At 52.7% G+C, this 17,143-nt stretch carries 12 protein-coding genes; 4 read left to right on the top strand and 8 right to left on the bottom strand.

Going from position 1 to position 17,143, the window contains the following annotated elements:
- Window positions 1–38 precede the first annotated feature (38 nt).
- Window positions 39–1,103 carry a CobW family GTP-binding protein gene (locus CF651_RS01450; RefSeq protein WP_179232643.1) on the bottom strand — a complete coding sequence of 355 codons (1,065 nt, stop codon included), beginning with the start codon at window positions 1,101–1,103 and terminating at the stop codon, window positions 39–41.
- A gap of 197 nt (window positions 1,104–1,300) precedes the next feature.
- Here CF651_RS01450 and CF651_RS01455 point away from each other — a divergent pair, with 197 nt between their 5' ends.
- The 3 genes from CF651_RS01455 to CF651_RS01465 all read left to right on the top strand — a co-directional run bounded on the left by CF651_RS01455 (window position 1,301) and on the right by CF651_RS01465 (window position 4,562).
- Entirely contained in the window at window positions 1,301–2,710 is a 1,410-nt protein-coding gene (locus CF651_RS01455) for a poly-beta-1,6-N-acetyl-D-glucosamine N-deacetylase PgaB (protein WP_245855594.1), read from the top strand.
- A 272-nt stretch (window positions 2,711–2,982) separates the two neighbouring features.
- Window positions 2,983–3,624 (top strand): PAQR family membrane homeostasis protein TrhA, encoded by a 642-nt coding sequence (gene trhA, locus CF651_RS01460; protein ID WP_179232644.1) that lies wholly within the window; start codon window positions 2,983–2,985, stop codon window positions 3,622–3,624.
- A gap of 86 nt (window positions 3,625–3,710) precedes the next feature.
- Window positions 3,711–4,562, top strand: coding sequence for a GT-D fold domain-containing protein (locus CF651_RS01465; RefSeq protein WP_094013060.1), 852 nt, complete (start codon window positions 3,711–3,713; stop codon window positions 4,560–4,562).
- A 15-nt stretch (window positions 4,563–4,577) separates the two neighbouring features.
- On the opposite strand, the gene CF651_RS01470 is transcribed toward CF651_RS01465, so the two are convergent.
- From CF651_RS01470 to CF651_RS01495, 6 genes are all read right to left on the bottom strand, one after another.
- On the bottom strand, window positions 4,578–7,016 hold the full coding sequence (locus CF651_RS01470; protein WP_094013489.1) for a DNA topoisomerase 3: 2,439 nt from the start codon (window positions 7,014–7,016) through the stop codon (window positions 4,578–4,580).
- A gap of 99 nt (window positions 7,017–7,115) precedes the next feature.
- Window positions 7,116–8,921: a cache domain-containing sensor histidine kinase gene (locus tag CF651_RS01475; protein ID WP_094013061.1), complete on the bottom strand. Its 1,806-nt coding sequence runs from the start codon at window positions 8,919–8,921 to the stop codon at window positions 7,116–7,118.
- A complete protein-coding gene (locus CF651_RS01480) occupies window positions 8,921–9,940 on the bottom strand; it encodes a response regulator transcription factor (RefSeq protein ID WP_094013062.1) in 1,020 nt (339 codons plus the stop codon). Before CF651_RS01480 ends, CF651_RS01475 begins: the two co-directional genes overlap by 1 nt.
- Window positions 9,941–10,022: 82 nt before the next feature.
- Entirely contained in the window at window positions 10,023–11,588 is a 1,566-nt protein-coding gene (locus CF651_RS01485; RefSeq protein WP_094013063.1) for a type 2 periplasmic-binding domain-containing protein, read from the bottom strand.
- A 235-nt stretch (window positions 11,589–11,823) separates the two neighbouring features.
- Window positions 11,824–12,693 (bottom strand): carbohydrate ABC transporter permease, encoded by an 870-nt coding sequence (locus CF651_RS01490; RefSeq protein ID WP_094013064.1) that lies wholly within the window; start codon window positions 12,691–12,693, stop codon window positions 11,824–11,826.
- A 24-nt stretch (window positions 12,694–12,717) separates the two neighbouring features.
- The gene (locus CF651_RS01495) at window positions 12,718–13,674 is read right to left on the bottom strand and encodes an ABC transporter permease (protein WP_094013065.1); all 957 of its coding nucleotides are present in this window, start codon (window positions 13,672–13,674) and stop codon (window positions 12,718–12,720) included.
- A gap of 235 nt (window positions 13,675–13,909) precedes the next feature.
- Here CF651_RS01495 and CF651_RS01500 point away from each other — a divergent pair, with 235 nt between their 5' ends.
- Window positions 13,910–16,069 carry a HelD family protein gene (locus CF651_RS01500; protein WP_094013066.1) on the top strand — a complete coding sequence of 720 codons (2,160 nt, stop codon included), beginning with the start codon at window positions 13,910–13,912 and terminating at the stop codon, window positions 16,067–16,069.
- Window positions 16,070–16,148: 79 nt separating this feature from the next.
- Here the strand turns inward: CF651_RS01500 and CF651_RS01505 are convergent, their stop codons facing one another.
- On the bottom strand, window positions 16,149–17,138 hold the full coding sequence (locus CF651_RS01505) for a 2-hydroxyacid dehydrogenase (RefSeq protein ID WP_094013067.1): 990 nt from the start codon (window positions 17,136–17,138) through the stop codon (window positions 16,149–16,151).
- Window positions 17,139–17,143: the final 5 nt, after the last annotated feature.

A 17,143-nucleotide genomic window follows, 5' to 3' on the forward strand; every position in this document is an offset into this window, starting at 1 on the left:
CATACTTAATTTAATAATGCCTTATCCAGACAGGAGAGTCAATCTTTTTGCACACCTTCGGACAGCTCCAACGCAGCCAAATCGGCGGCCAGCCGTTCCTTGGAAAAGTGCTCTCCGATAAAGACGGCCACATTCGGCACGTTCTCCTTCGGAGTAATTTTCACGAAATCCATCTCGCGGTACGCGTATTGAAACAAAAACAAGCTGTCGCTCCCCGTATCCGAGAACTTCAGGATGCCTTTGGCGCGATAAATCTCTTCCGGAAGCCTGCCGACCAAAGCCTCAAACTGCTCGCTGTCAATGGGATTGTCGAAGTAATGAGTATACACCATCACATGATCGTGGGAATGATGCTTCTCCCCTTCTGCCGCGTGTTCATGCCCTTCATGCCCCGCATGCCCGTGCTGATGGGAGGGATGCGAGCAAGCATCGCCATCCTCATGGGAGCAAACATGAGCTTCCTTTTGTCCCCCGGACTCAGGAATCGGTACCGAGCCAGCGCTCCGTTCAAACAAGGACAGATCCACCTGACAGTGAACGGTAACCGTTATAGGCGCAACAGGATTCCATTCGCGGACCAGCTGCTCGATCTTCACCAGGTCCGACGGCTCGATCAAATCCATTTTATTCAGAATCAGGTGCGTTGCACAGCGGATTTGGTCCTGCATCAGCCGGTACGTTTTGCCCGTACCTTTCTGGTGGCGTTCATGGAGCTGGACAGCGTCCACGACCGTAACGACCGAACGAAGCTCCAGCTCCGTCAGCAGGGAAGCATCCGTGACCCCGTCCAAAATCTCAATCGGATTCGCCGCTCCGGTACACTCCACGAAAATGACATCCGGCTGATGCTCCCGGATCAGATCACGAAGCTCCAGCCCCAAATCTCCGCGGATCGTACAGCATATACAGCCGCTAAGCATTTCGGTCATGGGCACGTCGTCCTCAACCATCATTCCATCCAGGTTCACATCCCCCAGCTCGTTCATCAGGACGGCGGGCTTCAAGCCTTTCAACTTATAATAATCCAGCGCCTGCGTCAGCAGTGTCGTTTTGCCGCTGCCCAGAAAACCGGATAAAATATGTACAGGTACCGCTTCTCTCATTGTGATTCGCTCCTTGTCCTAAGCTTTACTCATACATCTTATCCTTAAAATTGTAGCTCTACGGGCGTGCAAAGTCAATTATATGTAATTATTACTATTAAACATACGCCATTTTAGCTGAACCCCTTCTATTTTGTTACAATGATACATACTAGCTTAAGGACCGAATCATTCCTGCTCTTCAAGGAGGCCAGAACATGCTGAATCGACTGTTAGGCCCTTCCATTCAGATCGATCCGACATTTCCTTATTATAAAAACCGCTCCGAGCAAAGCATTGCTGACGAGCTTGCTATGGCAGGCTATCGGGTGGTGCATTATTTTGTTACTGTCGAGTCTGAGGTGAACGGCAAGCTCGTTGACTGTTTGAAGGCTAACGGCTTTGCCGTATGGGCTATGGTGCTGGGCAATGGCACTTATACTACCGCCCATCTCCCCCAAGACTGGCCGGACTGGCAAATGACGCTTCTGAAGCCGGTGAATGACGGCTATTACCGTCTTTCTCCGTTCAGCTACCGTTACGTGGCCTGGAAAAAACAAGCATTGGTTGAGCTTGTAAAAGCTTATCCGTTCGACGGCATCGAGGTTGCAGAGCCTTATTTCCCGGAATGGAACGGACTGTCCAGCGGCGTTTACGGGGACGTAGGCCCTTACGCAAGAGCAGCCTTCAAGCAGCAATACGGCTCCGACATCCCCGACTTCAAGTATCGTTCCTCGCCTTATTACTACAAAAACAATCCGGCGCTGTACCGCCAATGGATCGAGTTTCGGGTAGACGCGGTGAACCGCTACTTAAATGAATGGATTAACGGCAAGCACGGCATCAGAGCCGCGCGCCCCGACATCTGTGTGGCCACTTGGTCGCTCGCCGTGGACGCGGGACCGGATGCAGTCGAGAAGCTAAGAGAGCTTCAGGGCAACGACGCCTTTTCCATGGTATCCATGATTCGCCCCGATGTACATTTCATTCAGACCCACTGGCCCGACTGGATGCGCCCACGTCTCAAGCCCGATTATATCAAGCATTACGAGCCTTTCGTGGCCAAACTCAAAATCATACATCCCCGTCTTCCGCTAGGTATTCAAACGGATATCGGTTCTCTGAAGCCCATGCGCAGGAGCCGCCAATGGCTGGAGGCCTTCGCCCAAACGGCAGTTCAGCTTGGTTATGCAACCTGGACGGCTTATGAGTATCATCTCGGTCTGTACATGTACGAGGAACCGCCCTTGCCGATGCAGGCTGTCAGAGTTCAACGGAACCAGGTGCTATTGCTCTGCAGCAAACGGATCGATCCTGAAACGGCGACTACGAACGGCAGGTTCCAGCTGGCAGACGGGGAGCAAGAATTACTTAATCAGCCGGATATACAGATCCGGGTCCTGAAGGTTGACGGCAGCAGCATTGTGCTGGATTGCCCAAGCTTCCCGACGGGATCGTTTCAGCTCAAAGTTTCACACATCCAGGATACGCCGGAATTGTTCCTTTTTCCCGAGAAAAGGGCGAATGTACTGACATCCCCTGTGACATTAACCGTTCCCGCTATGGAAGGGAGACGCGCAATCCGGAGGCCGCTGAAAAACGGCGGAGTGAACGGAATCGTTCTGTAGAAGCGTAAGCGTTCGCGTTTGTCCCCGGATTTTGACCGCTATAAGCGGTTTGAAATTAAAAATTCCGGGGTCAACAGCGATCGGAAGAATGATCCGTCCATGCAGCTCGTACCTTTTTCAGTGGCCTCGCAATCCGCGGAAGCATTGACCGATGATAATGAAAGCAGCCAATAAATTTCCACTTGGAGGGAATGATATGGAAGTCTTACTCCGTGTACATCCAGCGGGTGGAGTGCAGCCCATATCATCTTATTCAAGGAGCGGGAATCAGATTGACATCAACGGCAATCTACAGCAACGAAGAAAAAATCAATGCCATCAGCCACGGGATCGGCGCGGTGCTCAGCCTGCCTGCTCTGATCGTGATGGTGCTGCAAGCATTGAAAAGCGGGCTGTGGACTCATATGTTGAGCAGTATTGTTTATGGCATGAGCCTGCTCATCCTGTACAGCTGCTCCACCGCACTGCATTGCGTGAAGGATCCGCTGCGTATGGAACGATATGAAATGCTGGATCACGCTGCAATCTATGTGCTTATCGCCGGAACGTACACCCCGCTGCTGCTCATTTCCGTGAAGGGCTCGTTCGGCATAGCTCTGCTCTCTCTTATCTGGCTGCTGGCCCTGATCGGCATCTTCCTGAAGCTCCGCTATCCCGGAAGGTTTATGGGCTGGTCTATCGCCCAATACATGGGAATGGGCTGGCTCCTTGTCGCCATCGTCCCTTCTCTTCGGCAGACACTGCCCGACGAAGGGCTGATGTGGATCGTCGGAGGCCTCTTCCTTTACGGATTCGGCTGTATCTTTTACTTCTGGCGAGGCATCCGTTACCATCATGGCATTTGGCACACCTTCGTATTGGCTGGAAGCGCATGTCATTTTATCGCAGTCTATTGTTATGTGTTGTACGTCTGACCAAATTCATAGAATTGCGAGAATTAGGTGCACCCGAGACAACCTCCTTAATACAATAGCTAGTAAATGGCTGAAGGGGTGCAACTATGCTGAACAAAGCAAAACGCGTCAAAATCATCGAGCGGCATTACGGGCGCAAAACCGTCGGTCCCCGAACCGTCTATCGGCTTGTGCGACGTTCCGTCAAACAGAAGAAACCCATTTCCGTCATCCGGCTGGGCGATGTGATGGCAAAGCTGCTTGCACGGCATGATGTGGAATCCTTGGATCATGTCGCCTCTTTTCTCGGTATCGAGCTGCCGCCTTCACCCGAGCTGCTGGAGCGATTGGACCACGCGGTGCGCGCCTCGGATATCGTAGGGATGTCCCACTATCGGAAAAGCCGCCAGCTCATTAAAGCCTATATGGAAGAAACCGGCTGGAGTCCGAAAAAAATAGCCGATTCGTTTATCAACGATCAGCTGTATGAAAAAGGATATTTGCACAAGCTCATCCGCAAATGCCGGGTTGCCCTCGTCGGCCGTGCCTCCCCGGAAGCGGCGCGGCAATTAAGACGCAAAGGCTTCCGGGTCGTCCTGACGGTAGACCTGAATCATGCCGACGCCATCGAGGGAGCCATGCAAAAGCTGAAGCGGTACCGGCGTAAATACAATCTCGTGCTTGTGGGCGCAAGTGTGCCCGGGCGCATTCTGTGCTCCCGATTGAAAAGAGAGCTGCGCGTGACCGCTGTGGAGATCGGTCATATGATGGATGCGCTTGCCAAGCCGAAGGATTGGAGAAAGCCGAATAACCGCAGACGGTTCAAGCAGCGCTTTTTGCGTAAAAACCAAAAGCGAGGCCAGACGTTATCGGTCATTAGGCTGGGAAGAGGGAATATACGAATAAGAAAAATCGCGTCCGGCTTCCTTTCGAATCGAATCGGCCGCGTCCAAAGGTAACGCCACTCGTTGTAATTATCGAGACACCGGTTCCAGTGACAGCTGTCCGGTGTTTTTGTCTTTCAGCACAAGCCGACCCTCTACCTGCTGCCCGTTCTCATCCGTCAAGGTCATCCGGGCGGTGCTGCCCTTCTCGATCAGAAAGCGAACGGCGCTCTCCGTCAGCTCGGCTCCGTAGCTGTCCTTCCAGATCACAAAGCCGCAGCCGGCTTTGTACTCCGTGCAGCCGTAGCCGCGCTTGCCCATGATGATGCGGCCCGCGCATCCGGGCCGCGGGCATGCCGCGATGCCGGCACGCACCGCGGCATACGCTGCGCTTGCGCCACCGGGCGCAGCCGCAGCCGCCACAGGCGCAGCTGGCGCCTCAGGCGGCGTGCTCGCCGCGAGCGCCGGGCTGCGCCGCTGGCGCGTACCTGCGGCAGCCGCAGGCGCGGCCTCGGCGTCGCCGCCGGAGCGCTTGGCGCGCGTACGCTTCGCCGGCGCGGCGGCCGTGCCCTCAGCGGCTTCGGCGGAAGCCGCCTCGCTGCGCTTGCGCGAGCGCTTAGCCGCGCCTGCCGGCTGCGCGGCTGCGCCTTCGAAGGCCTGCTTCGCGGCCCTTGACTGCACCCGAACCTTATCGATGATCAGGTTCGTGAATTTCTTCACGTTGGCCATGAACTGTTCGTCCGAGGCCAAGCCCCGGGCAATCTCATTGAGACGCCGCTCCCAATGGCCGGTCATCTCCGGCGACGTCAGCAGATCGACGCCTGCGCCGCGAATCAGCTCCACCGCTGTACGCCCCTTCTGCGTAATGACGATCCGCTTGCCCTGCATGACAATGTAGCCGACATGCTTAAGCCGCTCGATAACGGAAGCCCGGGTAGCCGGTGTACCGAGACCGGAGTCCTTCATCGCATCGCGAAGCTCCTCGTCCTCCACCTGCTTTCCGGCTCCCTCCATCGCCTTCAGCAGCGTGCCTTCCGTGTAGGCCTTCGGAGGCTGGGTTTCCTTTTCCTTCGCTGCAATGTCAGAGCAAAGAACCCCTTGCGCCGGGTTCAAGCTGAACGGTGTACTGATCTCTTCCTCGGCTGCCTGCTCCTCATCTTCCGCTTTATCTGCGGCCTTCCCACGCTTCGGCTTCTCCTTCTCTTTCTTCTGGTCGGCATAGACGACCTTCCAGCCAAGCGAGAGCAGCTGCTTAATCGTGCTTTTGAACGTTTCCTGCTCCACCTCGGTCAGCACCGTATGAACTTTGTATTCGGCGGCGGGAAAGAAATGGGATAAGAAGCGCCGCACCACCAAATCGTACACCTGCTGCTCGTCGCTGGAAAGCCCATTTGCTTTCTTATGTGTCGGCAGAATGGCATGGTGATCCTCGACCTTGGCCGGATTGCAGACCGCCTTATTATTTTTATGAACAAATCGCTTCTCCGCCTGCTCCACCAGCTCGGAATACGCAGTGCCTCGAAGCTGGTCCAGCGCGCGATGCATCTCCGGAATATTTTGCTCATTCACATAGTTCGAGTTGGTCCGCGGGTAGCTGATGACCTTATGCTTCTCATACAGCGCCTGCGCAATATCGAGCGTCTTCTTCGCCGAGAAGCCGTATTTGGCATTCGCTTCCCGCTGCAGCAGCGTCAAGTCATACAGCTTGAAGGGATACTCCTTCGTATCCTTGACTTCATAGCTGGCAATGCGTCCCGGCTTTCCTTTCAGCTTCGTTACCAGCGCTTCCGCTTTGGCAGGATCGGTAATCCGGTCCCCCTGCCACATGCCCTTGTACTCGCTCTCGGGGAAATCCGGCCCGCCTGCTTGGGTGAAGCGCGCCTCCACATCATAAAACTTATTGGAGCTGAACGCTTCAATTTCCTTTTGCCGATCGTATAAAATCGCCAAAACCGGCGTTTGAACCCGTCCCACGGATAAAAGCTCATTATGCTTCGTCGTAAAAGCGCGCGAACCGTTCATCCCGATCAGCCAATCCGCCTCACTGCGAGCCTTGGCCGCTTTCGTCAAATTGTCGTAATCCGCGCCTTCCCTCAGCTCGGCGAAGCCTTTGCGGATCGTTTCCGGCGTCAAGTCGGATATCCACAGCCGTTTGACCGGCTGGGTCAGCTTCAAATGCCGCTGGATGAGCGAGAAGATATGCTGCCCTTCGCGCCCGGCATCACATGCGTTCACCAGCCGTTCACTCCGCTTGGCCAGCTCGGCAATGACCTTGAGCTGATCCTTCGTCTTCGGATTCGGTATCAGCTTGAACCGGTCCGGAATAATCGGCAGGTCGTTGAAATTCCATTTTTTATACCTGTCGTCATATGCGTCCGGCTCCGCGAGTCCGATCAGGTGGCCGATGGCCCACGTAATAATATATTGTTCACCTTCAATGTACGTACGATGGTTTTTCGCCTTCGGATCGATCGCCGCCGCAATGTTACGCCCCATATCCGGTTTTTCCGCAATAATTAAAGTTTTCACGCTTACCAATCGCTCCCTGCTGGGTAGTGCCTTTGATTCCATACCTCGCCCATCGTATCGAAAAAATGCCATTTTGTAAACCATGGACAGGCTCAGGAGCTACCCGGAGGCTGGCATCATCAGCCAAATTTTCGTACCCTCCTCCTCTTTACTATCGATGCGCAGGCCGTATTGTTCCCCGAAAACCATTTGGATGCGACGATGCACATTCAGCACCCCGATCCCCCCCTGTTTGCTGCCTATCGTATCCCCGTTATCCTCTGCAAGACGGTTCGTCTCCAGCCTCTCCCGAAGCTTGTGAAGCTGCTCCGGTGTCATTCCACAGCCGTTGTCCTCCACCGTCACCCAGAAGAAGCCGTCCTCTTCGCCGGCATCGATCCGAATGGAATGATAGTCCTCTACGCCGTCGGGAAAGGCATGCTGGAAGGCGTTTTCGACCAGGGGCTGAAGGGTCAGCCGCACCATTTTTTTCAACAAATATTGTGGAGGAACTGCGACATCGATTTCAAACTCCCTCTCAATCCGATGCTTCAAAATGACCGTATAATTCAAAATATGCTTCAGCTCATTGGCAACCGTGATCTCTTCCAGATTTGTCTGCACCGAGTAACGCAGCATATAAGCCATCGATTTGACGATGTCCGTAATTTCCGTCGAATCCTTCAGCGCGGCATAACACACAATGGTTTCAAGGGTATTGTACAGAAAGTGGGGATTAATCTGCATCTGCAGCGATTGAAATTCGGCCTTTTGCCTCTCCAGCTGCGTTTCGCGGTTGATCAGCTCGGCCTCATACACCTGTTTGACGAGCTCCGAGAGACGGCTCACCATCAGATTGTAGCTGATCGTCAGCTGATCGATTTCCCCTTTGGGATCGGAAACCGGAATCGTCATCCAATTCCCTTTCTCTGTCTGCCGCATTCCGTTCTTCAACGCCCGAATCGGCCGGGTAATCGAGGTACCGAACCGGTGGGACAGCCACAAAGCCACGGCCAGCGTACATAACCCGACCACGAGCGTCGTTGTCCGAATGTTGGCTACCGGCTTTTGCAGCTCGTCCAGCGGCATGGAGCAAATCAAGGTCCAGCCCGAGTAAGCCGATTTGCGGGTCACGAACATCCGCTCCTCACCTGCCTCCTCTCCTTCGAATGTATGGGCATCCTGGCTCTGCACCTGCTGCTCCATCGCTTCCGGCCAGCGTGTGCCGATCTTATCCTGGTTCGGATGGTATACAATCTCTCCCGAGCTGTCCGCGATGTAGAAGTAGCCCTTCTCCCCCAGATCGATGCCGCCCCATAATGTCGACAAATCCTTCGATTGGATCTCGATAGCGAGAATACCGTTGAAATCGCGGGAGGTTAACCCTCTAATTTTGCGGGCCAGTGTAATGATCGAGTCTTTGCGTTCCGGCAAAATCGTTCGATTGAGCACGCTCAGCGTGCCGTCGTTATTCGTTTTTTCCTTAAGCAAGGAGAGATGCTTGTTGACCTCTTTGGGACTCATCGTCTGTTCATAGCCGCTGTTCAGGCCGAGCACTGCATTGCCATGATAGCTGATAATATAAATGGCAACGACTTCCGGATTCCGTATAAATATCGGCTTCATCCCGATTTCCTTGATTAAGGAGGAGTAATTGTAATAATCGTAGCCTTCCACCACAGGCATGTCGATGAACTGCTTCACATCCTTGTTGGACAAGAGAGACGTCATAGACCGCTCGTACGTTTGCAGGTACAGGTCTGTTTGATAGAGCGCGTTATTCGCGATTTGTGACAGCTGTCTGCTGCTTTGGGCATTCAGCTCGTTCGAAGAACGGGTATAGGTGAAAATACCGACGGAGGTCAGCGAGAGGACGATGACAACCATGAAATAAGTAAACAGTCTTCTTGATAAGTTGCCTCTCATCACTTGATCCCCAGCTTGCTGCGGAATTCCGTTGGCGAGAGTCCGGTCATTTTCTTGAACATTTTGGTAAAATGCGGATAATCCTCGTAACCCACCTCTGCCGCCACATCGCTCAGCTTGACATGAGGCATCGCCAGCAATGCTTGCGCTTTCTCGATACGGCGTTTAATCCGGTATTGCACGAAGGTTTCGTGGGTCATCTTCTTGAATAAGGAGCTAAAATACGTTGGTGTCAGTCCCACCATCTCGGCAACCTCCTCCAGCGTAACCTCCTGGGATAAATGGTTGTCAATATAGGCCCTCGCTTCCTGCATCGGGTCTTTATAATTCCCGCTCCGGTTTCTCTCCAGATTCGAAAGCATACTCCCGAGCTGTGCCTCAAAAGCTTCAAATGCCTCCTCTTTACTGTCAGCCTGCAGCTGCGGATAATCGGTTGCAATGGCGCTGGTTTTGCGGTGCAGTCTTTTAGCCAGCACATTCAAGCAATCCAGGAGCAATTCCTTCAAGGGGGACAGGTTCATGTCCGAATGCAGACAGTATGCCTTCCATTCCTGCGTCAAGCGCTCCAGCTCATCAGGCTGCAGCAGCCATATCGTTTGCTCCACCTTCTCAATCCAATCTTCGTATTTCTTAAGCGAAATATAGCCCTTCACCTTGGCTTTGAACAGCTTGTCCAATATCTCGTCCATATCCGGCTTCGTCACCGGCTTCAGCAAATAATGCTTCACCCCGTAGGACATACACTTCTGCGCATACGTAAAATCGTTATAACCGGAAATGACAACCACTTGGATCCGGTCATCAAACTCATGAATTAACCTGCTCAGCTCCATCCCGTCCATCTTGGGCATACGAATATCGGTAAATACGACATCCGGTGTCTGCTCACGGATCATCTCCATGGCCCGGACCCCGTTCTCTGCCGTTCGGATTTCAAGCATTGGAACGAAATATTGCTCTGCCATCCGAGCCAGCCCTTTACGTATTATCGGTTCATCATCTACAATCAACAGCCGCATCGTCCCGTGCACCTCCTTTGGCAAAAAGGGAAAAGCATCTGCCTGGAAGCGGAAGCCGCCGGACAGATGCTCGAACTATTATTTATTGTTTAAACATGGATACGCCGTCTTTACTGTTAAACCTTTCCGTTGCTTCCTTGATAATCTCATTACCGCCCTTCGTTTTGTACTCTTCGATGACTTTAGGCCAATCCGAGATCGGTTCCTTGCCGTAAATCATTTTGACCATGTGATCAATAATGAGCTTCGGTCCTGTATCTCCGAGAGGAGTCAGGTCCGGATACTTGGAGAAGGCTTTCAGATCGGGATAAAAGCCGATACCCGGCAGCCCTTCTTTGGTTAACACGGTGTCAAACGCTTTCAAAATATCTTGGCCGTCCTGATTCAAGCCCAGCTGAATTTTGTTATAGGTTGCGTCCTGCGCCATCCATAGAGTACCGTAACGGAACCCTTCCTCCTGCGTTTCCTCTTTGTTCGTCGGGAACTTATAATTGATTTTACCATTATCTACGGTATAATTCTCCCCTTCAACCCCGAGGCTGAAAAATTTAGCGGCTTCCTCCGTCGTCATCCATTCAAAAAACTTGATGATGCCGGCCGCCTTGTCTTTATCGACATTCTTATTCACATAAAACGCGCGAACCATTGGGGCATACAGGAAGTATCCGCCTTTGCCCTCCGGTCCTTTCGGGGAAGCGATCACATCCACCTTGGCCGTTGGAACTACCGCTTTAATGCTCGTGCGATAATCCTTAAGCCCGCTTCCTACGTTCGCGGACCACATTCCCGCTTTGCCGGCATTAATGTTTTTGCTGTAGTCGGTAGAAGAAATCGTGGCGAAGTCTTTCGGAATTAAACCTTCGTCATACATCGTTTTCATTGTTTGAAGCGCTTTTTGCGTGTTCTCGACATCAAAGAACTTGGGAACGACCTGATCGCCCTGCTTCTCGAACTGATCCTTGTAAGGAAGCACGTCGAAGGCTCCAAGGATGACGTCGGCGTACTTGAAGTTCTCGCGCATCTGGTAAGGATTTTCCACGCCCAGCTTCTTAAACGCTCTCATCACGTTCAAAAATTCGTCCACCGTCTTAGGCACCGACAGTCCGGTCTTTACCAGCAGATCGGTCCGGATATACGTTCCCCGGCGCGACGGATTCGTCAAGTAATCCGGAATCGCATAAATTTTTCCTTTGTAGGATACCGAGTCCCACGCCGCCTTCGGTATTTTCTGCAGCAGATTGGGAGCGTACTGCTTCAACAGGTCGTCCAGCGGCATGAAGACGCCCGCCTCTACCGAACCCGACATATCCTTGCCTGTCGGCATATCCAAGCTTCCCAATACGTCAGGAATGTCATTGCCAGCAAACAATACGCTCATTTTCTCCCGCTGAATCAGCCGAACGTCCAGCTCTGTGTTCGTCAGCTTGTTTAAGCGCTGCACCCACTTGTCTTTGTTCAAATCCGGAGAGCGCTGCGCATATCCGTCCCCCGACGTGATTGGAAAGGAGACCGAAAATTTCAAAGGTCCCTTATTCTCGGTCTTGCCGCCCGAGCCGTTGGCCGGCTCCTTGTTGTCCGTGGTGGAGCAGCCCGCTAAAGACCCTGCAGTTAATACTGCAGCCATGACCAGACTCACTGTTTTGTTCATCGTACCCCTTCTCTCCTTCACATTGTACCGAAAGGCCGGTCAACAACGCCCGCTGCGCGGACGAATCATTCTCCATTGCTGCAAATCCTTCCCCAGAACGATTCCAGCCGCACAGCTCCTTATTCACCAAACCTCCGGCTCCCGCATTCATCCTGATTTGGTGAATACGTTTTCATTATCATAGCCTAATGCGAGGGTAAGACCTACGGACAAAATTAAGGCCGCTTGTGTTTATTTACGATTTGACGGAGCCCACGAGCATTCCTTTAATAAAATGCTTCTGCAGGAACGGATACACCAGCATAATAGGAATGGTAGCGATAACGATGACCGCCATTTTCATCCCCTCGGGCGATAAATTCAGAGCAGATTCCAGCGCCGAATCGGATGCGCCGAACTGATCGGTAATGACCATTTCCCTCAGCCTCACCTGCAGCGGGATCAACGACCGATTGTTAATGTAGTAAATGGCGGCCGAATACGTATTCCAGTTCGATACGGCGTACATAATCCCCATCGTAGCCATCGCCGGCTTGGATAAAGGAAGAACGACATTCCTGATGATCCCCATTTCCCCGCAGCCGTCGATCCGCGCCGAATCAATGAGTTCATTGGGCAGATTCATAAAGAAGGAACGCATAACGAACAAGTTGAATGCGCTGATCGCGGTCGGGATCATAAGCACCCACAAGGTGTTCAGCAGCTTCAGCTGCTTCAAGAGCAAATAATTCGGAATGAGCGGCGCATGAAAAATCAACGTGACCAGCACCAGAATAAGTATGATTTTGCGTCCCGCATATTCTTGTCGGGATAAGGGATATGCAAGCGAAGCCGTCGCTGTCAAATTGATCAGCGTCCCGCATACGGTAATGATCACACTGTTACGGAACGCAACCCAGATCGACGGATCCTTCAGAATCGAGGCATAATTGGCCCCTGTGAAATTCACCGGCCAAAAATACACCTTGCCCATATTAATCGCCGCACTGTTACTGAACGATTGGGCAATGACATGCAGCAACGGAAGCACCATCGTTAACCCAAGCAATGTTAATAAAATGAGGTTGAACACATTGAACATTCGCTGACCTCGACTGATAATCATGGTTGTCTCCTGCCTTCTAATGAGTTAATATAAGCCTTCTCCGGTCGCCTTTTTACTGAACGTATTCCCGATCAGGATAAGCAGAAATCCGACAACCGATTTAAACAGCCCTATGGCCGTCGTATAGCTGTACTGCCGATCCACCAAGCCTGCTCTGTATACATAGGTGTCTAAAATCTCCCCGTTCTGGCTGTTCAACGGATTGAGCAGGATATACACCCTCTCGAAACCAAAATCGAGAAAATTACCGATGTGCAGCAGAAATAAAATCGTGATCGTCGGCAAAATGGCCGGAATGGTAATGGACAAGGTTTGACGCATCCGATTCGCTCCGTCGATCTCCGCCGCTTCGTAAATGTCCGGGTTGATCCCGGCAATGGCCGCCAAGTAAATAATCGTTCCCCAGCCGCTATCCTTCCACACACCCGCTCCGATAAGAATCGTCCGAATGTAGGCATTATCTCCAAGGAAATAAATCGGGTCGATGCCAAATAGGGACAGCACGTGGTTCACGAATCCGGTCGTCGGGGAGAGCATACCCACAACGATCCCTCCTACGATAACCCAGGATAAGAAGTGGGGCATGTAAATGACAGTTTGTACGAACCGCTTGTACAGCGCCGATCTAAGCTCATTTAACAGCAGCGCCAGAACGATCGGAACGGGAAATGCAAAGCATAGATCATACAGTCCGATCAGCAGCGTGTTTTTTAAAATGTTCAAAAACTCATCGTAGGCAAACATCCGCTGAAAATGCGCCAAGCCTGCCCAGGGGCTTCCGGTCACACCCTTGAAGATGTTATAGTCCTGAAAAGCGATGACGGAGCCCATCAACGGAATGTATTTGAATACGATAAAAAATAAAATACCCGGAATCGATATCAAATACAGCGGATAATATTTGCGGGCGAATGCCCACCTTGCTTTTTTATGGGGGAAAGCGACCCGAATCGAGTCCGTCGGTTGAATCTTGCTTGCCATGGTGCACCTCTCCTCAAGTGAATAATGGACTTTTGTGTCTATGGGCTTATCTTACTAGCCGCAGCGCTTTTTCATCTAGGGACTCGTTTCCGCTGTCTTGTGTTTTTTTACGTTTTCCTCCGGCCGCTTCCGGCTTGCCATCCCTCCCTTTTTCTGGTTGCAAATCCCAAATGAACTATGTTATATTAAATCTCCTGTTAAGAAGAAAGCACGGATCTGAATGGAGGTTGTATTCTTGGAAGCCAGTGTGCAGAGCGCATATGAAGAAGAGTTGAAACGATTAGAGGAAACGTTTACAGAAATTGACCGTCAGCTGGCAGTGTTAAAGGACATCCCCCCTTACACGGGACAGGATCACACGGAGCAAGTATTGGATTCGATTCGGGAAACCCGCCGCCGCAACCTTGCCGTAGCCCAATCCGAGCCTTATTTCGGCAGACTGGACTTCCAGGAAAACGGCCACGATCAAGCAGCTCCATTATATATAGGGAAGGTCGGCGTCGAGAAGGACCCGTCGCTGGAGCTGATGGTTATTGATTGGCGCGCCCCGGTTGCCAGCCTGTTCTACTCTTTTACCGGCGGTACGGATGCCGTGAGCTATGATTCTCCCGATGGTCTGGTTGAGGGGCTTGTATATTTGAAACGCAACCTTGTCATTCGCAAGCAAATATTGCAGCGGGTCGTCGACACGTTCGACCGCTCGGGCGATACGATGGCGGTTACGGATGAGTTCCTGCTGTACCGTTTGGGCGAGAACAAGGACAATAAGCTGAGAGACATCGTATCGACAATTCAATCCGAGCAGGACGCCATTATCCGCGCGGTGAAAAATACGGCTCTCATTATTCAAGGGGTCGCTGGCAGCGGGAAAACGACGGTCGCCCTGCACCGCCTCGCGTTCTTGCTCTATCAATACCGGGATCAGGTGAAGGCGGAGCGGATGATTATTTTTGCCCCCAACCGGATGTTTCTTGATTATATTTCCGGTGTGCTTCCGGAGCTCGGCGTCGGCCACATTCAACAAACGACCTTTACCGATTGGGCGCTGGAGCTGCTGGAGCACGAAGTGAAGCTTGCAGACCAAGCCGAACGGCTGCGCTTCTGGTTCCAGACCGGGACCGGGCGTCCAGCCATGGATGACACAGCGCCAGGCCGCTGGAAGGGCTCGATTCGGTTCAAAAGCTGGCTGGATCAAGTATTGGATCATTATGAAGCCACGGCCGTTCCTCATGCGGACTTCATTCCATGGGAGGGCGCCAAGCTGAAGGCGGCTGCCATTCGTCAATGGTACGACGTGGAGAACAAGCATGAGCCGCTGATGAAACGCCGCGAGCGTGTGCTGGCCAGAATGAAACGGTGGATGGAAATGGAGCTGGAAAAAGTATGGGAGGTTCATCTGAAGAAGGAATACAAGAAGAAAGCCTCTGCCAAGCTGCGCGACTATACGAAGCATTGGACCGCTTATACGCCATTCACCTTCTATAAAGAGCTGTTCCGTACCGACGGCCCTCCTGCGTTTCTGCCTCAAGAGCTTCATGCGGATCTCCCGGTGGAGCTGCTGGCGGCAACACAGGCTTATTTAAAGAAAAAAACAGTCCAGCCGGAGGATTTCGCTGCACTGCTCTATATTCGTATCCGCTTCTTCGGCATTCATGGCGATCTGACCTTTGATCATACGGTTATTGATGAAGCCCAGGATTTCTCGCCTTTCCAGGTGGCGGTTCTTCATCAGCATACGAGGAATCAATCGTTTACGATATTGGGAGACCTTTCCCAAGGCATTCATGCCTATCAAGGGATTCGCGAATGGACCGAATTCACCGATCTATTCGATGGTGGGACTACTGCTTATTATCAACTCAATCGAAGCTACCGCTCGACAATGGAAATCATTTATTTTGCCAACGAGGTATTAAAAAACGGGCTGGAGCAGCCGACGGCCCTCGCCGTTCCGGTGTTCCGCAGCGCGGACCCCGTCCAGGTCAAGCAGATCGAGGAAGCGGAGCTTATCCCAGCTCTGCAAAAAGAAATCGCCCGCCTGCAGTCGGGCGAAACGACAACCATCGCCCTCCTGACGCGAACGGAGGCCCGCAGTGAGCAGCTTCACAAGCGGCTATCCGCCGCTGGTCTGCAGGTCAACCTGATCGCCGCAGGCGGTCAGCATTACCAAGGGGGCATCTCCCTGGTCCCTGCCTTTATGGCGAAGGGGCTGGAGTTCGATGCGGTGATCCTGCTCGATGTCACCGAGGAGCAGTACACTGCAACGCCTCAGGATGCGAAGCTGCTCTATGTCGGCTGCACGCGTGCGCTGCACGACCTGCAGCTGTGGTACAGCGGAAGCCCTTCCCCCCTGCTGGCAGGGATCCAGGGAGATTTCGTTGCTTGGAGCTCATAAAAATACCAAAACACCCGTACCGCCTTATCAACATAAGGCCTGGTACGGGTGTTCTTTGTTTATAGCAGCTCATGGCAGCCTAAGCTTCCACAAGCTCCTTCAATTCCGGTACGACGTGAACTTTGCCCCCGGTCAATGCGCCGACCAGATTGTGCGCAGCTAACTTGGCCATCTCATAGCGGGTTTGATCGGTAGCCGATCCGATATGCGGCAGCGTAACGACATTCGGCAGCTTCAGCAGCGGGTTATCCGGCGAGACCGGCTCCAGTTCGAACACGTCGAGTCCCGCTCCGCGTATTTTCCCCTGCTGCAGTGCCTGAGTAAGCGCCTGCTCATCCACGGTTTGTCCGCGGGAAGCATTGATGAAGAAGGCCGTAGGCTTCATCAAGTCAAAATGCTCCGCACGAATCAGCTTCGCAGTCTCCGGAGACAGCGGGGTCATAAGGACGACGTAATCCGCTTCCTTCAGCAGCTCCTCCAGCGAGCAGAATCGCCCGCCGAAGCGAGCTTCGATGTCCGGCTTCGCAGTCCGGCTGTGGTACAGCAGCTTCATATCGAAGCCATGAACGGCGCGCTTCGCAATGGCTTCTCCGATACGCCCCATGCCGATAATCCCTACCGTAGCATGATGGACATCCATTCCGAACAGCTGCTCTTCCTTCACGCCGCCTTTTTTCCAGTTCCCCTGCTTGACGAAAGCATCCAGCTCCGCTACTCTTCTGCCCGCCGACAGCATCAATGCCAGCACCAAATCGGCTACCGTATCATCGAGCACATAGGGGGTATGTGTACCAATCACCCTTCTCGCCCGCATCGCCTCGATATCAAAATGGTTATAGCCGACCGAAACGGAGCTCACGACTCGCAGACGGGGCGCTTTCTCCAGGAAGGATGCGTTAATTGGACCTCCGGACAGCATCACGCCTTCATAGTCGTGAATTTTCGCCTCCAGCTCCGCTCTTGGCATAGAGCCTTCTTGATCCCACATCGTACAGTCCAAGTGCTCCTGCAAATAGGCCAGAATCGGTTCTGCAAGCTTCCGGGTCAACAATACTTTCGGTTTCGTCAATGGTA

Source organism: Paenibacillus rigui, from assembly GCF_002234615.1.
Taxonomy (GTDB): Bacteria; Bacillota; Bacilli; order Paenibacillales; family NBRC-103111; genus Paenibacillus_S; species Paenibacillus_S rigui.

Bases quoted from the DNA above. Each gene is read 5' to 3' on its own strand.
- CF651_RS01480 (WP_094013062.1), bottom strand. From the start codon at position 9,940: ATGCGGCTGTTGATTGTAGATGATGAACCGATAATACGTAAAGGGCTG.
- CF651_RS01450 (WP_179232643.1), bottom strand. From the start codon at position 1,103: ATGAGAGAAGCGGTACCTGTACATATTTTATCCGGTTTTCTGGGCAGC.
- CF651_RS01495 (WP_094013065.1), bottom strand. From the start codon at position 13,674: ATGGCAAGCAAGATTCAACCGACGGACTCGATTCGGGTCGCTTTCCCC.
- CF651_RS01465 (WP_094013060.1), top strand. From the start codon at position 3,711: ATGCTGAACAAAGCAAAACGCGTCAAAATCATCGAGCGGCATTACGGG.
- CF651_RS01485 (WP_094013063.1), bottom strand. From the start codon at position 11,588: ATGAACAAAACAGTGAGTCTGGTCATGGCTGCAGTATTAACTGCAGGG.
- CF651_RS01475 (WP_094013061.1), bottom strand. From the start codon at position 8,921: ATGAGAGGCAACTTATCAAGAAGACTGTTTACTTATTTCATGGTTGTC.
- CF651_RS01490 (WP_094013064.1), bottom strand. From the start codon at position 12,693: ATGATTATCAGTCGAGGTCAGCGAATGTTCAATGTGTTCAACCTCATT.
- CF651_RS01455 (WP_245855594.1), top strand. From the start codon at position 1,301: ATGCTGAATCGACTGTTAGGCCCTTCCATTCAGATCGATCCGACATTT.